We start from the raw sequence: 16960 nt of genomic DNA on the forward strand, positions 1-16960 counted from the left end.
CGTCAATGACTTTCCAGCACCCGTAACCCCAGTGAAAACAGCAGCCGCACCTCGGGATCGGCCAGCGACGTCGACATCAAGTTCTCGATCCGTCGCACCCGGTAGCGAACCGTATTCGGATGCACCCGCAACGATTGCGCGGCCGCGGCGATGTCGCCGAAGGCGTCCAGATAGGTCCGTAGCGTCTTCGCCAGCACCGGATCGTCGTCGCGCAGTGCCACGATCCGCGGATCGATCAATCGTTCGTCGCTGCCGACCAGGGTCACGATTTCGTCGAGCAGCACCGTGGTGCGCGCTTCGGCCAGCGACGTCACCTGTCCGAACGAAATGGGATGCCGCACAGCGCTATTCAGCACCCGGTCCACCTCGGTGCGCGCCGATGCGACCCCGGCGAGTCCCGCGACCGGCGCGGCGATTGCCGCCCGCAGCTGCACGCCGAGTTCGGCGCGGATGGCGCCGATGGTGCCGCGCACCCAGGAGGCGACCGACCGGCTGCGGGTCTGGGGGAGAAGCACATACGTTCTCGCGCCGTTCGAGGCGACCTGCGCGTCAGATCGAAATGCGCTGGCGCTCAACGCAATCACGTCGGCGAGCCGGCCGTGACGTGGTGCACCGTCGGCCGCGTCCCAACCGATCAGGGCCGCGTCGCCGTCGGCGGCGAGACCGAGTTCGCGGGCGACCGCGGCAGCGTCGACGTGCGCAAGGGTTTCCGCGTCGGCGAGGCCGAGGAGTTGCTGAACCCGGCGGGCATGCGTGGACGGCCGGGCCGCCAGCCGCGACATGATGCGGGCGGCCAGCACGGCGGCGCCGCGCAACATCTCCTCGGCGTCGTCGGCCAGCGGTTGGGAACCTTGCTGCACCCAGATGGTTCCGGCGAACACCGGCGGTCGGCGCGCATCGGGTGCGGGCTGGTGGACACCGACGGCCAGTCGCGGACGCAGCCCCAATTCCGGCCGTTCGGCCACGCGGACCACCTCGCCGCCGGACCGCAGCGCGTCGAAGATGCCCCACTGGCCGATCCACTCGAGATGCTCGGGCGGGCCCGCCCTGCCCAGGATGGAAAGACGGCGCAGTTCGTCGGCCTCGTCGTTGGAGGCCGAGTAGGCCAAGACGTGCGATTGCGCGTTTTCGATGCTGACCATGCCGTGGATGCGGTCGGCGAGCGATTGTGCCAAGCCGAACAGGTCGGTGCCCGAGTCGTCCATCGCATCGGCACGATCGCCGTGGTGCTCCAGGACATGGTTCACCAGCTGATAGAGCCGCTCCCAGCGAGCGCGCGGGTCCACGCCCACCACCGCGGAGCCGGCCGCGACGGCCGTGGTCACGAGGGCATCCGACGGCGCTTTGGCGAAGACGGCGACCGGCACGCGTTCGCGCGCCTGCTTGTTCATCCAGCGCACTGCCTCGTCGTCGGCCACGCCCAGCAGGAAGAAGACGTCGGCGGAGCCCGCCGCGGCCGCCAGCCCGAGCCGCACGTCGTCGGAGTCGATCAGTGCCGCCGACCCGACCGGCAGGTCCAGGCCCCGGGGCGCGTCGACCAGGCTGACCAGGGTCGCGTCCAGGGCCAGCAGTAACTGCCCCAGCCCCACGCCGGCCATGTTGTCCGATTCTACTATGGGTACGGGCTCATCTTGTCCGATCAGCTAATTCCCTGCGCCGCGGTCGGGCGGACCCTTGCAGCATGGACGCGATAACCCAGGTCCCGATGCCGGCCAACGAGCCGGTCCACGACTACGCACCGCACTCCCCGGAACGCGCCCGACTGCTCGGCGAGCTGGCCGCGCTGCGCGATCACCCCCGCGAGCTGCCGCATGTCATCGGCGGTGCCCATCGGATGGGCGACGGTGAGCGCGTCGACGTCGTCCAGCCGCACCGGCACGCCGCGAAGCTGGGCACCTTGACCAACGCCGGGCACGCGGACGCGACGGCGGCGATCGAGGCCGCGATGGCCGCGAAAAGCGCCTGGGCGGAGCTGCCGTTCGATGAGCGGGCGGCGGTGTTCCTGCGTGCCGCCGACCTGCTGGCCGGGCCGTGGCGGGAGAGGATCGCCGCCGCGACGATGCTCGGTCAATCCAAGTCGGTCTATCAGGCCGAGATCGACTCGCCCTGTGAACAGATCGACTTCTGGCGATTCAACGTGGCGTTCGCGCGCCAGATCCTGGCGCAGCAGCCGATCAGCGGACCCGGCGAGTGGAACCGCAGCGAATACCGCCCACTGGACGGCTTCGTGTACGCCATCACGCCGTTCAACTTCACCTCCATTGCCGGCAACCTGCCGACCGCACCGGCCCTGATGGGCAACACCGTGGTGTGGAAGCCGTCGATCACCCAGACATTGTCGGCCTATCTGACCATGCGGCTGCTCGAGGAGGCGGGACTGCCGCCGGGGGTGATCAACCTGGTCACCGGTGACGGCCTTGCGGTTTCCGATGTGGCACTGGCCGATCCGCGGCTGGCCGGCATCCACTTCACCGGGTCGACGGCCACCTTCCAGCAGCTGTGGCAGCGGGTGGGCGCCAATATCGGGCGCTACCAAAGCTATCCGCGGCTGGTCGGCGAGACCGGCGGCAAAGACTTCGTCGTCGCCCATGCCTCGGCCCGGCCGGACGTGTTGTGCACCGCGCTGATCCGCGGCGCGTTCGACTACCAGGGGCAGAAATGCTCGGCGGCGTCGCGGGCCTTCATCGCCCGGTCGGTGTGGCGACGCATGGGTGACGACTTCCTGGGCAAGACCGCCGCGCTGCGCTACGGCGACGTCGCCGATCTGACCAACTATGGCGGAGCGCTGATCGACCGGCGCGCCTTCATCAAGAACGTCGACGCCATCGAGCGGGCCAAGGGTGCGCCGCACGTCACCATCGCCGTCGGCGGCGAATACGACGACAGCGAAGGCTATTTCGTGCGGCCGACGGTGCTGCTGTCCGACGACCCGACCGACGAGTCGTTCGCCACGGAATACTTCGGCCCGCTGCTGTCGGTGCACGTGTACCCCGACGACGACTACGAGCGCATCCTCGACGTCGTCGATACCGGGTCTCGATACGCACTCACCGGCGCCATCGTCGCCGACGACCGCGACGCCGTGCTCACCGCCCAGCACCGGCTGCGCTTCGCGGCCGGGAACTTCTACATCAACGACAAGCCGACCGGCGCGGTCGTCGGCCGCCAGCCGTTCGGGGGATCGCGTGGCTCGGGCACCAACGACAAGGCCGGATCGATGCTGAACATGTTGCGCTGGACGTCGGCTCGCACCATCAAGGAGACCTTCATCCCGGCAACCGACCACACTTATCCGCACATGGGTGCCGACTGATGGCCGGGCTGTTCGCCGCCACCCTGCGCCCGGCGATCATGGCCGCGAGCCGCCGCGAGGGCTTGCGCCGCACCGCCGAGCGGCTGCCGGTGACCCGTAAAGTTGTGCACCGGTTCGTGCCCGGCGAAACGATCGATTCCGTGCTGAACAGCGTGGCGGCCCTTCGTGATTCGGGCCGCTTCGTCAGCGTCGACTACCTGGGCGAGGACGTCGTTGACGTCGACGACGCCGATGCTGCCGTGCGGACCTACCTGGACCTGATCGACACGTTGGCTGGAGACGGCAGCGCGGGCGAAACGGTCCGACCGCTGGAAGTCTCGGTCAAGCTGTCGGCGCTGGGGCAGTCGCTGGACCGCGACGGGCACAAGATCGCACGGGAGAACGTGTGGTCGATTTGCGCCGCCGCGCAGCGTGCCGGGGTATGGGTGACCGTGGACGCCGAGGACCACGCCACCACCGACTCGACGCTGCAGATCGTGCGCGACCTGCGAGCCGAATTCCCATGGCTTGGGCTTGTTTTGCAGGCATATCTGCGGCGCACGCTGGATGACTGCGAGGAATTCGCCGCCTCCGGCGCCCGGGTCAGGCTGTGCAAGGGGGCCTACGACGAACCCGGGTCGCTGGCCTACCGCGAGCCGACCGAGGTCACCGACTCATACCTGGCTTGCCTGCGGGCGTTGATGGCCGGGTCCGGCTACCCGATGGTGGCCTCCCATGACCCGGAGATCATCGGGGCGGTTCCCGAGCTGGTGCGCGAGTCAGGCCGTCGCAGCGACGAATTCGAATACCAGATGCTCTATGGAATTCGCGACGACGAGCAGCGGCGCCTTGCCGAGACCGGCAACCAGGTCCGGGTATACGTCCCATTCGGCACCCAGTGGTACGGCTACTTCATGCGGCGGCTGGCCGAGCGGCCCGCCAACCTGACGTTTTTCCTGCGGGCACTGGCGCAGCGCGGTCACTGAACGCCGTCACTGTGCGCTCAACGCCGTCGCGGTCGGTCGCTGGCGAAGCCGCGCACCACGTGGGCGCGAACGAATTCCGCAGCCACGTCGGGGTTGTCCATGTCCAGCGTCGAGGACGGCGTGCTGAAGAGCGAGAACAGGATACGCGCGAACCACTCACCGGCGGCCTCGATGTCGAGGTCCTTGCGCACCTCACCCGTGAGCCTGGCGGCGGACAGGTAGGGGGCGAAGAACTCGACGCATTCGCGCAGCAGCACGGCGGCGTCCTTGGTCAGCAGCAGGCTGATCGCGTCCTCGTCGAAGTACTTCTCGGACGAGATGACCCGTCGCGCCTGAGTGACGAAAACCGCTGCCGAGCAGAGCTTTTCCTCCAGGCTGGCGCCGCGCTCCATCGCCTTGGTCATCTCCCGGTAGAACCGTTCGGAGGCGTGTTCGGCGCACGCCTCGACGATCGAGGCCTTGTCGGAGAAGTATTCGTAGATGGTGCTGCGCGATACGCCGGCCCGCTTGGCGATGTCGACGATGGTTGCCTTGTGCAATCCCTGACTGCCGAAACACGCGAACGCGGACTCCACGATGAGCTCGCGGGTGGGGGTCTCCTGGGCCGGCTGAGTCGTCATGGAATCAAAGCCCCCCGCGGGACCAGCCCGGCGTCGGCCGACGCGAACGCGGCGTTGACGTCGGCCAGACGAAACGGCTTGGGCATCAGCCGCTCGAAGGGAAAACTGGTGCGCTGCAGGAACGAAAGACCGGTGGCCAGGGCAACTGGGTCATACAGCATCACGCCGCGCACCGACTTGTTGCCGTAGACCAGTGCGCTCGGGTCGAGCTCGAAGGTGCGTCCCATCCCGACGTTGCCGACCTCGAGCAGCGTCCCTCCGTTGTTGAGGAACCCGATCCCCTCCGGAATGACGCCCGGCACCCCCACAACCTCGAGCACCCAGTCCGCACCGATGCCGCCGGTCTGTTCGCGCACCCGTTCGGTGACCTCGGCGGCCGAGATCCAGCTGGCGTCGATGCAGTGGGTGGCCCCGAAATTGGCGGCGACGTCCAGTCGTTCGGCGATCTTGTCGATGACGATGACCGCCGCGGCACCCGCCGTTCGCGCGACGGCGGCGGCGTTGATGCCCAGCCCGCCCGCGCCCTGAATGACGACGGTGTCCCCGAGCCGCACGTCGCGCAATGCGAAAAGCACCTGGGCCAGCGCGCAGTTCAGCGGGGCGACGGCCTCGTCGGGCAGGTCGGCGGGAACCTTATACAACGGCTGCCGGCGGCTGGTGTAGTAGTACTCGCCGTAGGCCGCGACGAAGTGCGGCGGCTGATCGTGGGTGCGGTATTCGCCGGCCATCAGGTTCTGGCATGCGTACGACCGACCCCGCGCGCACGCGTGACAACTGCCGCAGAACCAGAAGTACGGCGCCACCACCCGATCGCCGACGGCCAGCGGCTTCCCGGTCGCGTCGGTGGTCAGGCCCTCGCCGAGTTCGGCGATCTCGCCGACCATTTCGTGACCCATGGCGAACGGGCACGGCAGGGGCAGCTCGCCGCGGAAGATGTGCAAGTCGGACCCGCAGATGCCGGCCATCCGCAGCCGCAGCGCCGCGGTCCCCGGCGCCGGTGTGGTCAACGGGAATTCGGCCAGCTCGATGGGCCCGCCGTGGGCGGTCAGGAGCGCGAGCCTGGGCATGACGTCCCCTCAGCCGGCCGGCGCGAGTATCAGACCACTGGTGGGCACGCCGGTTCCGGACGTGACCAGCACGTGCTCGACGTTGTCGACCTGGTTGTGCGAGGTGCCGCGCACCTGGCGCACCCCCTCGGTGATGCCGTTCATGCCGTGGATGTAGGCCTCGCCGAGCAGGCCGCCGTTCGTGTTGATCGGGAGCTCGCCACCGAGCGACAGCCGCTCGATGGTGGCGAAGTCCTTGGCCTCGCCGCGCCCGCAGAATCCGAGTTCCTCGAGCTGGGCGAACACGAACGGCGTGAAATGGTCGTAGATGAAGGCGGTTTGAATGTCTTGCGGTTTCAGGCCCGAATCGCGCCACAGCCGCCGGGCAACCACACCCATCTCCGGTAGCCCGGTGATGTCGTCGCGGTAGTAGCTCGTCATCATCTCGCCGTTGTGGGCGGCGCCCTGGGCCGCCGCGGTGATGATGGCCGGCGGCTGGCGCAGGTCGCGCGCGCGTTCGGCGCTGGTGATGACCAGCGCGACGCCCCCGTCGCTCTCCTGACAGCAATCCAGCAGCCGCAGCACGGGTTCGACGATCCAGCGTGAATTCTGGTGGTCTTCCAGGGTGATCGGGCGCTGGTAGAACCAGGCATCGGGGTTGGTCGCGGCATGTTTACGATCGACGACGGCGATCCTGCCGAAGTCCTCGTTGGTGACGCCGTACGTCGACATGTAGCGCTGGGCGTGCACCGCGACCCAGGCTGCCGGCGTGAGCAGTCCGAATGGTGCGTAATGCGCCATGAATAACGGTGTTTCGGCCATGCTGCGGCCGCTGCCACCGAACCGGAAGCCGGACCGCTCGTTGAAGGCCCGCCAGCACACCACCACATCGGCGACGCCGGTGGCCACGGCCATCGCCGCGTGCACGACGGTGCCGGCGGCCGCACCGCCGCCGTGGTGCACGCGGGAGAAGAAGCTCAGGTCGCCGATGCCGACATTGCGGGCGATGTCGATCTCGTCGCTGGAGTCCATAGTGAAGGTGACCATGCCGTCGACGTCACTGGGCGCCAGGCCGGCGTCGTCGAGTGCGGCGCTGACGGCCTCGCACGCCAATTGCAGCTCGCTGCGCCCGGATTCCTTCGAGAACTCCGTCTGGCCGATCCCGACAATGGCCGCGGCGCCGGACAGTGTCCGGCTCATGCTTGGGATCCGTCGAGCAGGCTGAGCACCGCGGTGCCCGAGACGTGGTCTCCCAGGCTGTTCGCGCCCGCGAAGGTGACCTCGACGAAGTTCTCACCATCCGAGCCCTCGGTCTTGCCGGTGACGCGGCCGGTGAACCGCAGTGGGTCGTCGGGGAAGCACGGCACCCCGAGGCGGATGGACAGCTTCTTCACCATCGCTTCGGGTCCGGCCCAGTCGGTGAGGAAGCGCACGCAGTAGCCGTTGGTGGTCAAGATGTTCATGAACAGGTTGGGCGAGCCCTGCTGCTTGGCGTAGTCGCGGTCGTGATGCACCGGCATGAAGTCCCGGGTGGCGATCGCGCCGGCGACGATCATCGTTGTGGTGATCGGGATTTCAAGCGGGGTGACCTCGTCGCCCTCCGCGATTTCTTGCCATCGGATGGTGGTGGTACGGCCGGTGGTGGTCGTCATGCGGGTCCTTCCGAGTACGTTGCGCCGAGTTGGGCCAGCTGCGCCGAAGCCGGACCGAGGGTCAGCTCGTTGTGCTTGGCCCACAGGAAATAGCGGTGCAGGGGATAGCTGACGTCGATGCCGATGCCGCCGTGGACATGCTGGGCGGTGGCGGCGACACGGGCGCCGGCGTCGGCGGCCCAGAACTTCGCGATGCGCGCCGCCCGGTCGGCCGGACGTTCGTGCGTGACCAGCCAGGCCGCCTGCCAGGTGGTCCACCGGATCGCCTCGACGTCGATGAACGCGTCGGCCATGCGCTGCTGCACTGCCTGGAAGCTGCCGATCGGGCGACCGAATTGTTCGCGGCCCGTGGTGTATTCGGCGGCGATGCGCAGCGCGCGCTCGACGACGCCGAGCTGGATCGCGCACAGCGCCACCAGGGCGCGGGTGTGGAGCGACTCGACCAGCCCGTCACCGGTAATCACATCCGTCGCGGAAACGGTTGCGCCGTCCAGGAATACGTCCGCATGTGGCTCGCGGTTGGTGGTGGGTACCGGGCGGACCTCGACGCCGGGGGCGTCGGCGGCCAGCAGGAACAGGCCCACGTCGCCGTCGTCGGTGACGGCGGGAATCAGCACCGTGTCGGCGAGTTGCGCCGCCGGCACCAACTCCTTGGCGCCGTCGAGGCGCCAGTTCGGGCCGTCGCGGCGTGCGGTGGTGATCGGGCTCGCCGGGTCCGAGCGGCCCGGTTCGGCCAATCCCGTTGTCAGGATCCGGGATCCCGTGACTACGCCCGGCAGGAAGCGCTGTTGCTGTTCGTGGCTGCCGTGCCGCGAGATCGGGTCGGCGCCCAGCACCAGCGCGGCGAAGGCGGGCACCGGTGCGACGCTGTAGCCGACCTCGGAAAGCAGCACCCCGAGCTCTACGAAGCCACCACCGTTGCCGCCCACGGACTCCGGCAGCGCGATGCCCAGCAGGTCGGCGGCGGCCAGCTCTTTCCAAAGCGCGGCGTCGTAACGGACGTCGCCGGCTTCGAGCTCGGTCAGCCGTTCCGGCGTGGCGCGACGCTCGAACAGATCGCGGGCAAGCTTGGCGATCGTCTCCTGCTCATCGGTAAACGAGAAGTCCATGATTCAAGCGCTCGGCCGGAACTGGTGCAGCACCAGGTCGTTATCGAATGTCTGGTAGTACACCTGGACCGGCATTCCCGGTGTCACGTCGGCAGGGTCGATGCCGGTCAGGTTCGACACCAGGCGCACCCCCTCCTCGAGTTCCACCAGGACGACGATGTAGGGGTATTCGAAGAACGGAAACTTGGGCTCGTGTGGCATCACGTAGCTGTAGACGGTGCCGCGCCCCGAGGACTCGATCGCCTCCCACTGCAGCGACCGGCAGTGCGGGCACATCGGGCGGGGCGGGTGGCGCAACTGCCCACAGCCGCCGCAGCGCTGGATCAGGAGTTTGTTCTCCCGCAACCCATTCCAGAAGAAGTCGGTGTCCGGCGTGATCGCCGGCGCCAGGCGGGCCGCCATCAGCTTGCCGGCCTGAACCGCAGCACGCGGAACCGTTGCCGGCCCAGCACCTCGCCGTGCTGGTCGGTGTAGGTCGTCAGCCAGGTGAGGAAGAAGCCGGTGCCCAGCGCGGTCTGCTTTTCGTCGGAGACGGATTCGTAGACCGTCGTCGCACTGATCACGTCGCCCAGCCGCGGGTACCGCTCGATCTCGAACTCCGAATTCGTCGCCACCGTACTGGTGTAGCCGGCCTCATCGAGGAAGGCCGTTGGATTGCTCTGGATCTCGATCGGCGCCCCACCCCGCTCGCCGATACCCTCCAGCTTCGGCGACGGCATCGTCCACGTCTGCAGCATCACCGGCGGTGACACGATGCCGCCGAACCGCGACGACTCGGCGAACTCGGGGTCGATGTAGACGGGGTTCATGTCGGCCATCGCGTACGCCCAGTGCCGGATCATCGGCTGGTTCACCGGGTCCGGTGCCAGTGAGGGCTTTCCGGTGCCGCCGGTGGGCTGGCCGACCAGGGCCCGCACCTTGGCGCTGACGGTTTCTGAGTCGGTCACTTGGTTTCGTCCTCCTGACTATTTCGCGGCCCGCAGGTCGCGCGGTGCCCGCGGCATGCCCAACCCGGCCATGGCGATGATGTCACGTTGGATTTCGTTGGCTCCGCCGCCAAAGGTATTGATGACGGCCTGCCGGTAGGCGGACTCCAGCGCGCCGCGCAGCGGCGCGTCGGCACCGCGCCGCACCCCGTTGCCGTCGAGTACCTCGAGTAGCTCCCGGGCGACCGCTCCGGTGAGCTCGGTGCCGAACACCTTCGCCGCCGATGCCTCGCCCATGCTGAGCACGCCCTGCGTCATCGCTGCGTTCACTCGCAGGTTGACGAGTTTGTATGCGGCGACTTGGGCTTCGACCCGTGCCAGGGCCTGCTGCACCCAGGGCTGGTCGATGACGCGGCCTCCGTCGAGCTTGGTGCTGACGGCCCAGTCCAACGTCTTCTCGAGGAGCGGCTCGAGCGCACCGAGATTGCCCAGCGCGGCGCGTTCGAAATTCAACTGCGTGGTGATCAGCTGCCAGCCCTGGTTCTCCGCGCCCACCAGCGCGCTGACCGGCACCCGGACGTCGTCGTAGAACGTGTAGAACGTCGAGATGCCGGGCATGGTGTGCAGCGGCTGCCAGGAAAAGCCGGGCGATGAGGTCGGCACGATGAGGACGGAAATGCCCTTGTGTTTCTTGGCATCCGGATCGGTGCGCACGGCCAGCCAGATGTAGTCGGCGTAGGCGGCGCCGCTGGTGAACATCTTCTGGCCGTTGATCACGTACTCGTCGCCGACCCGTTCGGCGGTCGTGCGCACCGAGGCCAGGTCGCTGCCCGCGCCCGGCTCGGAGTAGCCGATGGCGAACTCCACGGTGCCGTCCAGGATCGCCGGCAGAAACCGCTGCTTCTGCTCCTCGGTGCCGAAGTGCATCAGCGTCGGCCCGACGGTGTTGAGCGTCACCAGTGGGATGGGCGCGCTGACCCGGCGCGCCTCCTCAGCGAAGATGAACTGCTCGACCGCCGAAAACCCTTGACCGCCATACTCTTTGGGCCATCCCACGCCCAATAGATTGGCCGCGGCCAGGGCGCGGACGCATTCGCGCACAGCGGGGCCGCCCTCCATCCGCTCGCTGACCGCGGCGATGCGTTCGGGCGTCATCACGGTTTCCAGCGACGCGCGCATCTCGGCGCGCAGCTTCTCCTGCTCAGGCGTGTATTCGAAATCCATCGGCTCAGCCCCCCATCCGCACCGGCATGCGTTTCACGCCGGGCACCATGGTGGCCCGCATCCTGTCCACCTCGCCCACCAGTTTTATGCCGGGAAAGCGGCGCAGCAGCTCATCGAAGAACACCGTCGCCTCCAGGCGCGCCAATTGTGCACCGATGCAGGAATGTTCGCCGCAGCCGAAGGCGATGTGCGGGTTCGGATGGCGGGTCACGTCGAACTCCTCGGAGTCGGGCCCGAATACGTCCTCGTCCCGGTTGGCCGACCCGTACAGCATCACCACCACCTCGCCGGCCTTGATGCGCCGGCCGCGGATCTCGACGTCGGCGGTCGCGGTGCGGGCCATGTGTACCACGGGACTGTTCCACCGCAGCATCTCCTCGACGGCGAGCGGAATTCGCGCAGGGTCTTCGGCGAGAATGCGACATTGGTCGGGATGCGCGATCAGCGCCAGCGTTCCGAACGCGATGAGATTGCGGGTGGTTTCGTTGCCGGCCACCAGCAGCAGGAAGGCGAAGTTGAGCAGGTCCTCATCGGTCAGCCGCTGGTCGTCGATCTCGGCCCCGGCCAGCACCGACAGCAGGTCGTCGCACGGTCGCGCGCGGCGGGCGGCGATCAGCTTGCGGAAGTACTCGTAGAGTTGACCGGCCGCCACCAACGGGTCGAGCTCGATGTCCGGATCGGCCGTACCGGTGGCCGCGTCCGACCAAGCCCGGAACTGCTCCCAGTCGTCGGGTGGGGCGCCGATCAATTCGGCGATCATCCGGGTGGGCAACGGCGCGGCGATCTCCTCCGCGAATTCATGCACCGAGCCGGGCTCGATGCCGTCCAGAATGCCTGTGACGATCTCGCGGATCTTCGGCTCCAGCACGGCCACCCGACGCTTGGTGAATCCGGAGTTGATCAGCTTGCGCATCTGCCGGTGCCGGGGCGGGTCGGTGAAGATCAGACTGCCCTGTTGCACCGGGTTGGGCATATGCGGGTCGGGGATCGTGATGCCCTTCGTCGACGAGAACAGCGCCGGGTTGCTGGACACGAACCGGATGTCCTCGTACTTCAACAGGGCCCAGAAGTTCGTGACGTCGTTCCAGCACACCGGCTCCGTCGCGCGCAGTTCCCGGTAGGCGGGATAGGGGTCGCCGGCGTAGAAGTCGGGGGAGTGCAGCGGGAAGCTTGGCGAGCGCAGCGGCGGATGAGTCTGCACGGCTAGCCCCTTCCGCAGGCACCCGGTCCGACAGATTGGCGCAATCTGTCTTGCGGTCTGTGTCTACTCCGCGCCGCGACACGCTGTCAATAGGACACCAAATTATTGGAATAACTCGGATTTCATCGAACAGGTGATTGACGAGGGGCACGTGTGGGTGTACACCAAGTGATCAGATGACCGGAGGAAGCAGATGGCCGATTCGCCCGCTCTTGTCCAGACCTACCAGCTCTACATCGACGGCGATTGGGTTGAGCCGCAGGACGGCCGCTATGACGACGTCTCCCCGTCCACCGAGGCCGTCATCGCCACCGCGCCCGACGCGACCGTCACCCAGGTGAGCGACGCGATCGCGGCGGCGCGCCGCGCCTTCGACAGCGGGCCGTGGGGCACGATGTCGGCCGAGCAGCGCGCCGGCTGCCTGAATCAGCTGGGCGAGGCGCTGACCAAGCACGCCGACGACTTCTTCGCGCTGTCCCAGGCGGAGTGGGGCTGCATCGCCAACGAGCGCATCATGCAGATCGACGGCGCCGGGTTCATGTCCATGCATGCCGCCCAGCTCGCCACCCAGCTGGTCGACCAGGAGGTCACCGGCATCAGCGCCGGGACCACGGTGCTGCGGCACGCGCCGCTGGGCGTCGTGTCGGTGCTGACGCCGTGGAACTTCCCGCACTGCCTCAACGTCATGAAGCTGAATCACGCTCTGGCCGCGGGAAATACGGTCGTGCTGAAGCCCTCTCCGCTCACACCGCTGGCCGGGCTGGCGCTGGCGCGGCTCATCGACGAGCACACCGACATCCCGCCCGGGGTGGTCAACGTCGTCACGCCATCGAGTGTCGAGGCGGCCAAATTGCTGACCACCGACCCGCGCATCGACATGGTGAGCTTCACCGGCAGCTCGGTGGTCGGACGCCAGGTCATGTCTGCCGCCGGGGACACGATGAAGCGAATCCTGTTGGAACTGGGTGGCAAGTCGGCCAGCATCGTCCTCGACGACGCCCAAGTCACCGACGAAATGCTGCAACAGATGCTGTTCGAATCCTGTTCGCTGCACGCCGGACAGGCCTGCATTCTGCACAGCCGCCTGCTGTTGCCCGACTCGCTGCACGACGACATCGTCGATCGGCTCGCAGCATTGGCCCGCCAGGTGAAGGTGGGCGATCCGACCGATCCCGAGGTGCAGATGGGTCCGCTGATCAGTGCGGCGCAACGCGACCGGGTCGAGGCGCACGTCGCCGGCGCCCTGAATGACGGAGCGAAGCTGGTTACCGGGGGAGGCCGGCCAGCCGGTTTGGATGTCGGGTTCTACGTCGAACCGACGATACTGTCCGAGGTGGAGCCGAATTCGACTATCGCACAAGAGGAAGTGTTCGGCCCGGTGCTGACCGTGCTGCGCTACCGCGACGACGACGACGCGGTCGCCATCGCGAACAACTCGCAGTATGGGCTTTCCGGTGCGGTCTGGGGTGGCGACGTCGACCGCGCCCTGGGCGTGGCGCGCCGCATCCGCACCGGCCAGATCGCCGTCAACGGCATCAGTCCCGCCGGCGCGCCGTTCGGTGGCTTCAAGCTCAGCGGGCTGGGCCGCGAGGGCGGTGGGATCGGCGGGCTACACCAATACATGGAACCGATGGCCATCGGGGTTCCCGCGTGAGTGGACCCCTCGCGGGGCTGCACGTCGTCGAAATAGCCAGTGAGATCGCGGGTCCCTACGCCGCAAAGCTTCTGGTCGACCTGGGCGCCGAAGTCATCAAGATCGAGCCGCCCGCCGGAGACCCGCTGCGGCGCTGGGGACCGTTCCCGGCGGGCGTCGTCGACCCGGATCGGTCCGGCTTGTTCGAGTACCTCAACGCTGGGAAAAGCATTGCTGCCCTTCATTTCTCGGTCGCAGATGACCTTGCGACCGCGCGCGAGCTGATCGCCGGGGCGCATCTGCTGGTGGAGGATCTCGCGCCGGGAATGCTGCAAGGATGGGGACTCGGGATCGACGACCTGCAGCGGCTGAACCCAGAACTGGTGCTGTTAAGCATTTCCGCGTTCGGTCAGTCCGGCCCGTTCGGTCACCGGCCGAGCACACCGTTGACCCTGCAGGCGGCATCGGGCTGGATCAGCTCGAGGGATCCCGAACGGCCGCCCGTTCAGGTCGGCGCCCGGATCGCCGAGTACGTCTCGGGCGCCTACGGTGCGCTGGGCGCGCTGACCGCGCTGCGACTGCGGTCGGCCGGCAGCGTCACCGAAGTGGATGTCTCGCAGCTGGAATCGTTGCTGTCGACGCTGCCCTATCCGATGTTGATGGCGCAGCGGATGCGGCGGCTCGGCCTGCCCGCCAACCTGCGATCGGCGCCCATGCTGGGCATCGTCCGGGCCGCCGACGGCTGGGTGGGCGTCAACTGTTTGACGGGTCAGCACTGGCTCGACGCCTGCGCGATGCTCGGCCTGCCCGAGTTCGGCGAACATCAGATCGCCATCATGATGGGTGGCCCGGAGCGCGACGATTTCTTCGCCAAGGCCGAGCCGGTGCTGGCCGGTCAGACCGTCGCCGAGATCGTGGAACTGGCTCAGGCCCTGCGTATTCCGGCCGCTCCAGTCAACGACGGCGAAACTGTGCTCGACTGCCCGCAGTATGCCGCGCGGGGTTTCTTCATCGGAAGCGGGTCACTTCGGCGTCCCGGACCGCCGTTCAGGCTGTCCAAAACACCCGTGCCGCAGCACTATCCGGCCCGCCGCTGCGGAAAGCGAGCCGCCAAGTGGGCCGGCGACGGCCAATCGCTGCAGCGGTCGACGGGGCCGCTGCCCTTCACCGGGCTGCGGGTGCTCGACCTCACCACGTTCTGGGCAGGCGCCTATCTGACCTGCTACCTCGGGGCATTCGGCGCCGACATCGTCAAAGTCGAGTCGATCCAGCGGCCCGACGGCCACCGCTATTCGGGCGCGCTCGCCTACGAGGGTGACGACTGGTACGAGCGCAGCCCCATCTGGCAAGGCACCAACCTCAACAAGCGCGACCTCACGCTCGACCTCACGTCGCCGCGGGGCCTCGACATCGCTCGGCGGCTGGCCGCGCAGGCCGACGTCGTGGTGGAGAACTTCTCGCCGCGAGTGGTCGAGCGGTTCGGCCTGGACTACGACTCGTTGGTGGCGGTCAAGCCCGACCTGATCGTGGTGCGGATGCCGGGGTATGGCCTGCGGGGCCCGTGGCGCGACTACGTCGGCTGGGCGCTCAACTTCGAACAGGTTTCGGGCATGTCGGCGGCCACCGGATACGCCGACGGCCCGCCGTGCAACCCGCAGGGGCCCGCCGATCCGATCGTCGGCGTGCACGCCGGGGTGGCCCTGCTGGCCGCGCTCGAGCACCGCGACCGCACCGGCGCCGGCCAACTCATCGAGATCGCCCAGATCGAGGTCGCCGCCGCGGTCACCGCCGAACCGGTGCTGGAGTACTCGATGAACGGTGTCGTGCGCCCGCGGGAGGGCAATCGCCGGCGGGGCTACCTGCAAGGCGTCTACCCGACCAGCGAGGACGACGTGTGGGTGGCGCTGTCCATGCCCGAGCAGCCGATCGACCACGAGCTGTTCGACACGCTCGTCGCCGCCTGGACCCGCACGCGCACCGCCGCGGCGATCGTGGAAACCCTGCACGCACAGGGGATCGCGGCCGAGCGAGTGATCACCGGAGACCAGATGTATGACCCGGAGCTGATCGGGGGCCAGCTCGATGCGCGAGGCTACTACCAGGAACTCGAACACCGGATCACCGGGCCGCACCGCTACCCGGGCTGGCCGTTTCGCATCACGCCCGGACCGCGGCATCACCACCGCACCGCCCCGCCCACGCTCGGCCAGCACAACGACGAGGTCCTGCGCGAGCTGGGACTGCCCGAGGAGGAGGTGGCCGACCTGCGGCAGCGGCGGATCATCGGTGAGCGGGTGCTCAACGCCTGACCGCCCTTGGTGAACCGCGCCGGACATGCCAAGCTGCTTGACATGGTCATCGAGATCGCCCGCCCCAAACTCGAAGGAAACATCGCCGTCGGCGAGGACCGCCAAATCGGCTTCGCCGAGTTCGGTGATCCGCAGGGCCGGGCGTTCTTCTGGCTGCACGGCACCCCCGGCGCCCGTCGCCAGATTCCCACCGAGGCCCGCCTGTACGCCGAAAACCACAAGATCCGGCTGATCGGCCTGGACCGGCCGGGGATCGGCTCGTCGACGCCGCACCGCTACCAGAACATCCGGGCGTTCGGCGACGACCTGCGCACGATCGCGGACACGCTGGGCATCGACAGGATGGCCGTCATCGGCCTGTCCGGCGGCGGGCCGTACGCGCTCGCGTCCGCGGCGGTGCTGCCGGACCGGGTCGTCGCACTCGGCGTGCTCGGTGGCGTCGCGCCCTTCATCGGCGACGAGGGCATCACCAGCGGGCTGATGAATCTGGGCAAGCGGTTGGCGCCCCTGCTGCGGCTCGGCGGCGACCCGCTGCGGATCGGCGCGAGCCTGGTGATCCGGTCGATCCGACCGGTCGCGAACACCGGGCTGCTTCTGTACGCCGCCGTGTCACCGGAGGCCGACCGGCGCCTGCTGACTAGGCCTGAGTTCGCCGCCATGTTCCTCGACGACCTGCTCAACGGCAGCCGCAAACAGCTGGCGGCCCCGTTCAACGACATCATCCTGTTCACCCAGGACTGGGGATTCCGGCTCGACGAGGTCAAGGTGCCGGTGCGCTGGTGGCACGGCGACAGCGACCACATCGTGCCGTTCGCGCACGGCGAGCACGTCGTGTCCCTGCTGCCCGACTGTGAGCTCATCGTGCTTCCCGGCGAGAGCCACCTCGGCGGCCTGGGCCGCGGCGAGGAGATTCTGTCCACCCTTACCAAGATCTGGGACGAGCAGGGCTGACCCTCTGCGCG

15 protein-coding genes are annotated in these 16960 nt (G+C 68.0%); 5 read left to right on the forward strand and 10 right to left on the reverse strand.

Going from position 1 to position 16960, the window contains the following annotated elements:
- Positions 1-2: 2 nt before the first annotated feature.
- Positions 3-1598: a PucR family transcriptional regulator gene (locus ACIUM1_RS21180; RefSeq protein WP_406814510.1), complete on the reverse strand. Its 1596-nt coding sequence runs from the start codon at positions 1596-1598 to the stop codon at positions 3-5.
- Positions 1599-1681: 83 nt separating this feature from the next.
- Between ACIUM1_RS21180 and pruA the strand changes: the two genes are divergently transcribed.
- Positions 1682-3313 carry an L-glutamate gamma-semialdehyde dehydrogenase gene (gene pruA / locus ACIUM1_RS21185; RefSeq protein ID WP_406814511.1) on the forward strand — a complete coding sequence of 544 codons (1632 nt, stop codon included), beginning with the start codon at positions 1682-1684 and terminating at the stop codon, positions 3311-3313.
- On the forward strand, positions 3313-4278 hold the full coding sequence (locus ACIUM1_RS21190; RefSeq protein ID WP_406814512.1) for a proline dehydrogenase family protein: 966 nt from the start codon (positions 3313-3315) through the stop codon (positions 4276-4278). Before pruA ends, ACIUM1_RS21190 begins: the two co-directional genes overlap by 1 nt.
- 17 nt (positions 4279-4295) lie before the next feature.
- Here the strand turns inward: ACIUM1_RS21190 and ACIUM1_RS21195 are convergent, their stop codons facing one another.
- Genes ACIUM1_RS21195 through ACIUM1_RS21235 form a run of 9 tightly spaced genes read right to left on the reverse strand, consistent with a single transcriptional unit; the run spans position 4296 to position 12056 of the window.
- A complete protein-coding gene (locus ACIUM1_RS21195) occupies positions 4296-4898 on the reverse strand; it encodes a TetR/AcrR family transcriptional regulator (RefSeq protein ID WP_406814513.1) in 603 nt (200 codons plus the stop codon).
- Positions 4895-5965 (reverse strand): zinc-binding dehydrogenase, encoded by a 1071-nt coding sequence (locus ACIUM1_RS21200; protein ID WP_406814514.1) that lies wholly within the window; start codon positions 5963-5965, stop codon positions 4895-4897. The genes ACIUM1_RS21195 and ACIUM1_RS21200 overlap by 4 nt, the downstream gene beginning before the upstream one ends.
- A gap of 9 nt (positions 5966-5974) precedes the next feature.
- Complete coding sequence (locus ACIUM1_RS21205; protein ID WP_406814515.1) at positions 5975-7144, reverse strand: lipid-transfer protein; 1170 nt, start codon at positions 7142-7144, stop codon at positions 5975-5977.
- The gene (locus tag ACIUM1_RS21210; protein WP_406814516.1) at positions 7141-7596 is read right to left on the reverse strand and encodes a MaoC family dehydratase; all 456 of its coding nucleotides are present in this window, start codon (positions 7594-7596) and stop codon (positions 7141-7143) included. The genes ACIUM1_RS21205 and ACIUM1_RS21210 overlap by 4 nt, the downstream gene beginning before the upstream one ends.
- Entirely contained in the window at positions 7593-8705 is a 1113-nt protein-coding gene (locus ACIUM1_RS21215) for an acyl-CoA dehydrogenase family protein (RefSeq protein WP_406814517.1), read from the reverse strand. Before ACIUM1_RS21215 ends, ACIUM1_RS21210 begins: the two co-directional genes overlap by 4 nt.
- 3 nt (positions 8706-8708) lie before the next feature.
- On the reverse strand, positions 8709-9107 hold the full coding sequence (locus tag ACIUM1_RS21220) for a Zn-ribbon domain-containing OB-fold protein (protein ID WP_406814518.1): 399 nt from the start codon (positions 9105-9107) through the stop codon (positions 8709-8711).
- A complete protein-coding gene (locus ACIUM1_RS21225; RefSeq protein ID WP_406814519.1) occupies positions 9107-9652 on the reverse strand; it encodes a MaoC family dehydratase N-terminal domain-containing protein in 546 nt (181 codons plus the stop codon). The genes ACIUM1_RS21220 and ACIUM1_RS21225 overlap by 1 nt, the downstream gene beginning before the upstream one ends.
- 18 nt (positions 9653-9670) lie before the next feature.
- A complete protein-coding gene (locus tag ACIUM1_RS21230) occupies positions 9671-10855 on the reverse strand; it encodes an acyl-CoA dehydrogenase family protein (protein WP_406814520.1) in 1185 nt (394 codons plus the stop codon).
- Between the two features lie 4 nt (positions 10856-10859).
- Positions 10860-12056 (reverse strand): cytochrome P450, encoded by a 1197-nt coding sequence (locus tag ACIUM1_RS21235; RefSeq protein ID WP_406814521.1) that lies wholly within the window; start codon positions 12054-12056, stop codon positions 10860-10862.
- A 193-nt stretch (positions 12057-12249) separates the two neighbouring features.
- Here ACIUM1_RS21235 and ACIUM1_RS21240 point away from each other — a divergent pair, with 193 nt between their 5' ends.
- From ACIUM1_RS21240 to ACIUM1_RS21250, 3 genes are read left to right on the forward strand one after another with little or no spacing between them, the layout of a single operon-like run.
- Positions 12250-13710 carry an aldehyde dehydrogenase family protein gene (locus ACIUM1_RS21240; protein ID WP_406814522.1) on the forward strand — a complete coding sequence of 487 codons (1461 nt, stop codon included), beginning with the start codon at positions 12250-12252 and terminating at the stop codon, positions 13708-13710.
- On the forward strand, positions 13707-15998 hold the full coding sequence (locus ACIUM1_RS21245; RefSeq protein ID WP_406814523.1) for a CaiB/BaiF CoA transferase family protein: 2292 nt from the start codon (positions 13707-13709) through the stop codon (positions 15996-15998). Before ACIUM1_RS21240 ends, ACIUM1_RS21245 begins: the two co-directional genes overlap by 4 nt.
- Before the next feature lie 42 nt (positions 15999-16040).
- The gene (locus tag ACIUM1_RS21250) at positions 16041-16949 is read left to right on the forward strand and encodes an alpha/beta fold hydrolase (RefSeq protein ID WP_406814524.1); all 909 of its coding nucleotides are present in this window, start codon (positions 16041-16043) and stop codon (positions 16947-16949) included.
- Positions 16950-16960 lie beyond the last annotated feature (11 nt).

It is taken from the genome of Mycobacterium sp. M23085, assembly GCF_045343915.1.
In the GTDB taxonomy this organism is placed as follows: domain Bacteria; phylum Actinomycetota; class Actinomycetes; order Mycobacteriales; family Mycobacteriaceae; genus Mycobacterium.

What these genes read in the sequence shown, in the direction of transcription:
- ACIUM1_RS21180 (WP_406814510.1), bottom strand. Translation starts at nt 1,598, where the DNA reads ATGGCCGGCGTGGGGCTGGGGCAGTTACTGCTGGCCCTGGACGCGACC.
- pruA (WP_406814511.1), top strand. Translation starts at nt 1,682, where the DNA reads ATGGACGCGATAACCCAGGTCCCGATGCCGGCCAACGAGCCGGTCCAC.
- ACIUM1_RS21190 (WP_406814512.1), top strand. Translation starts at nt 3,313, where the DNA reads ATGGCCGGGCTGTTCGCCGCCACCCTGCGCCCGGCGATCATGGCCGCG.
- ACIUM1_RS21195 (WP_406814513.1), bottom strand. Translation starts at nt 4,898, where the DNA reads ATGACGACTCAGCCGGCCCAGGAGACCCCCACCCGCGAGCTCATCGTG.
- ACIUM1_RS21200 (WP_406814514.1), bottom strand. Translation starts at nt 5,965, where the DNA reads ATGCCCAGGCTCGCGCTCCTGACCGCCCACGGCGGGCCCATCGAGCTG.
- ACIUM1_RS21205 (WP_406814515.1), bottom strand. Translation starts at nt 7,144, where the DNA reads ATGAGCCGGACACTGTCCGGCGCCGCGGCCATTGTCGGGATCGGCCAG.
- ACIUM1_RS21210 (WP_406814516.1), bottom strand. Translation starts at nt 7,596, where the DNA reads ATGACGACCACCACCGGCCGTACCACCACCATCCGATGGCAAGAAATC.
- ACIUM1_RS21215 (WP_406814517.1), bottom strand. Translation starts at nt 8,705, where the DNA reads ATGGACTTCTCGTTTACCGATGAGCAGGAGACGATCGCCAAGCTTGCC.
- ACIUM1_RS21220 (WP_406814518.1), bottom strand. Translation starts at nt 9,107, where the DNA reads ATGGCGGCCCGCCTGGCGCCGGCGATCACGCCGGACACCGACTTCTTC.
- ACIUM1_RS21230 (WP_406814520.1), bottom strand. Translation starts at nt 10,855, where the DNA reads ATGGATTTCGAATACACGCCTGAGCAGGAGAAGCTGCGCGCCGAGATG.
- ACIUM1_RS21240 (WP_406814522.1), top strand. Translation starts at nt 12,250, where the DNA reads ATGGCCGATTCGCCCGCTCTTGTCCAGACCTACCAGCTCTACATCGAC.
- ACIUM1_RS21250 (WP_406814524.1), top strand. Translation starts at nt 16,041, where the DNA reads ATGGTCATCGAGATCGCCCGCCCCAAACTCGAAGGAAACATCGCCGTC.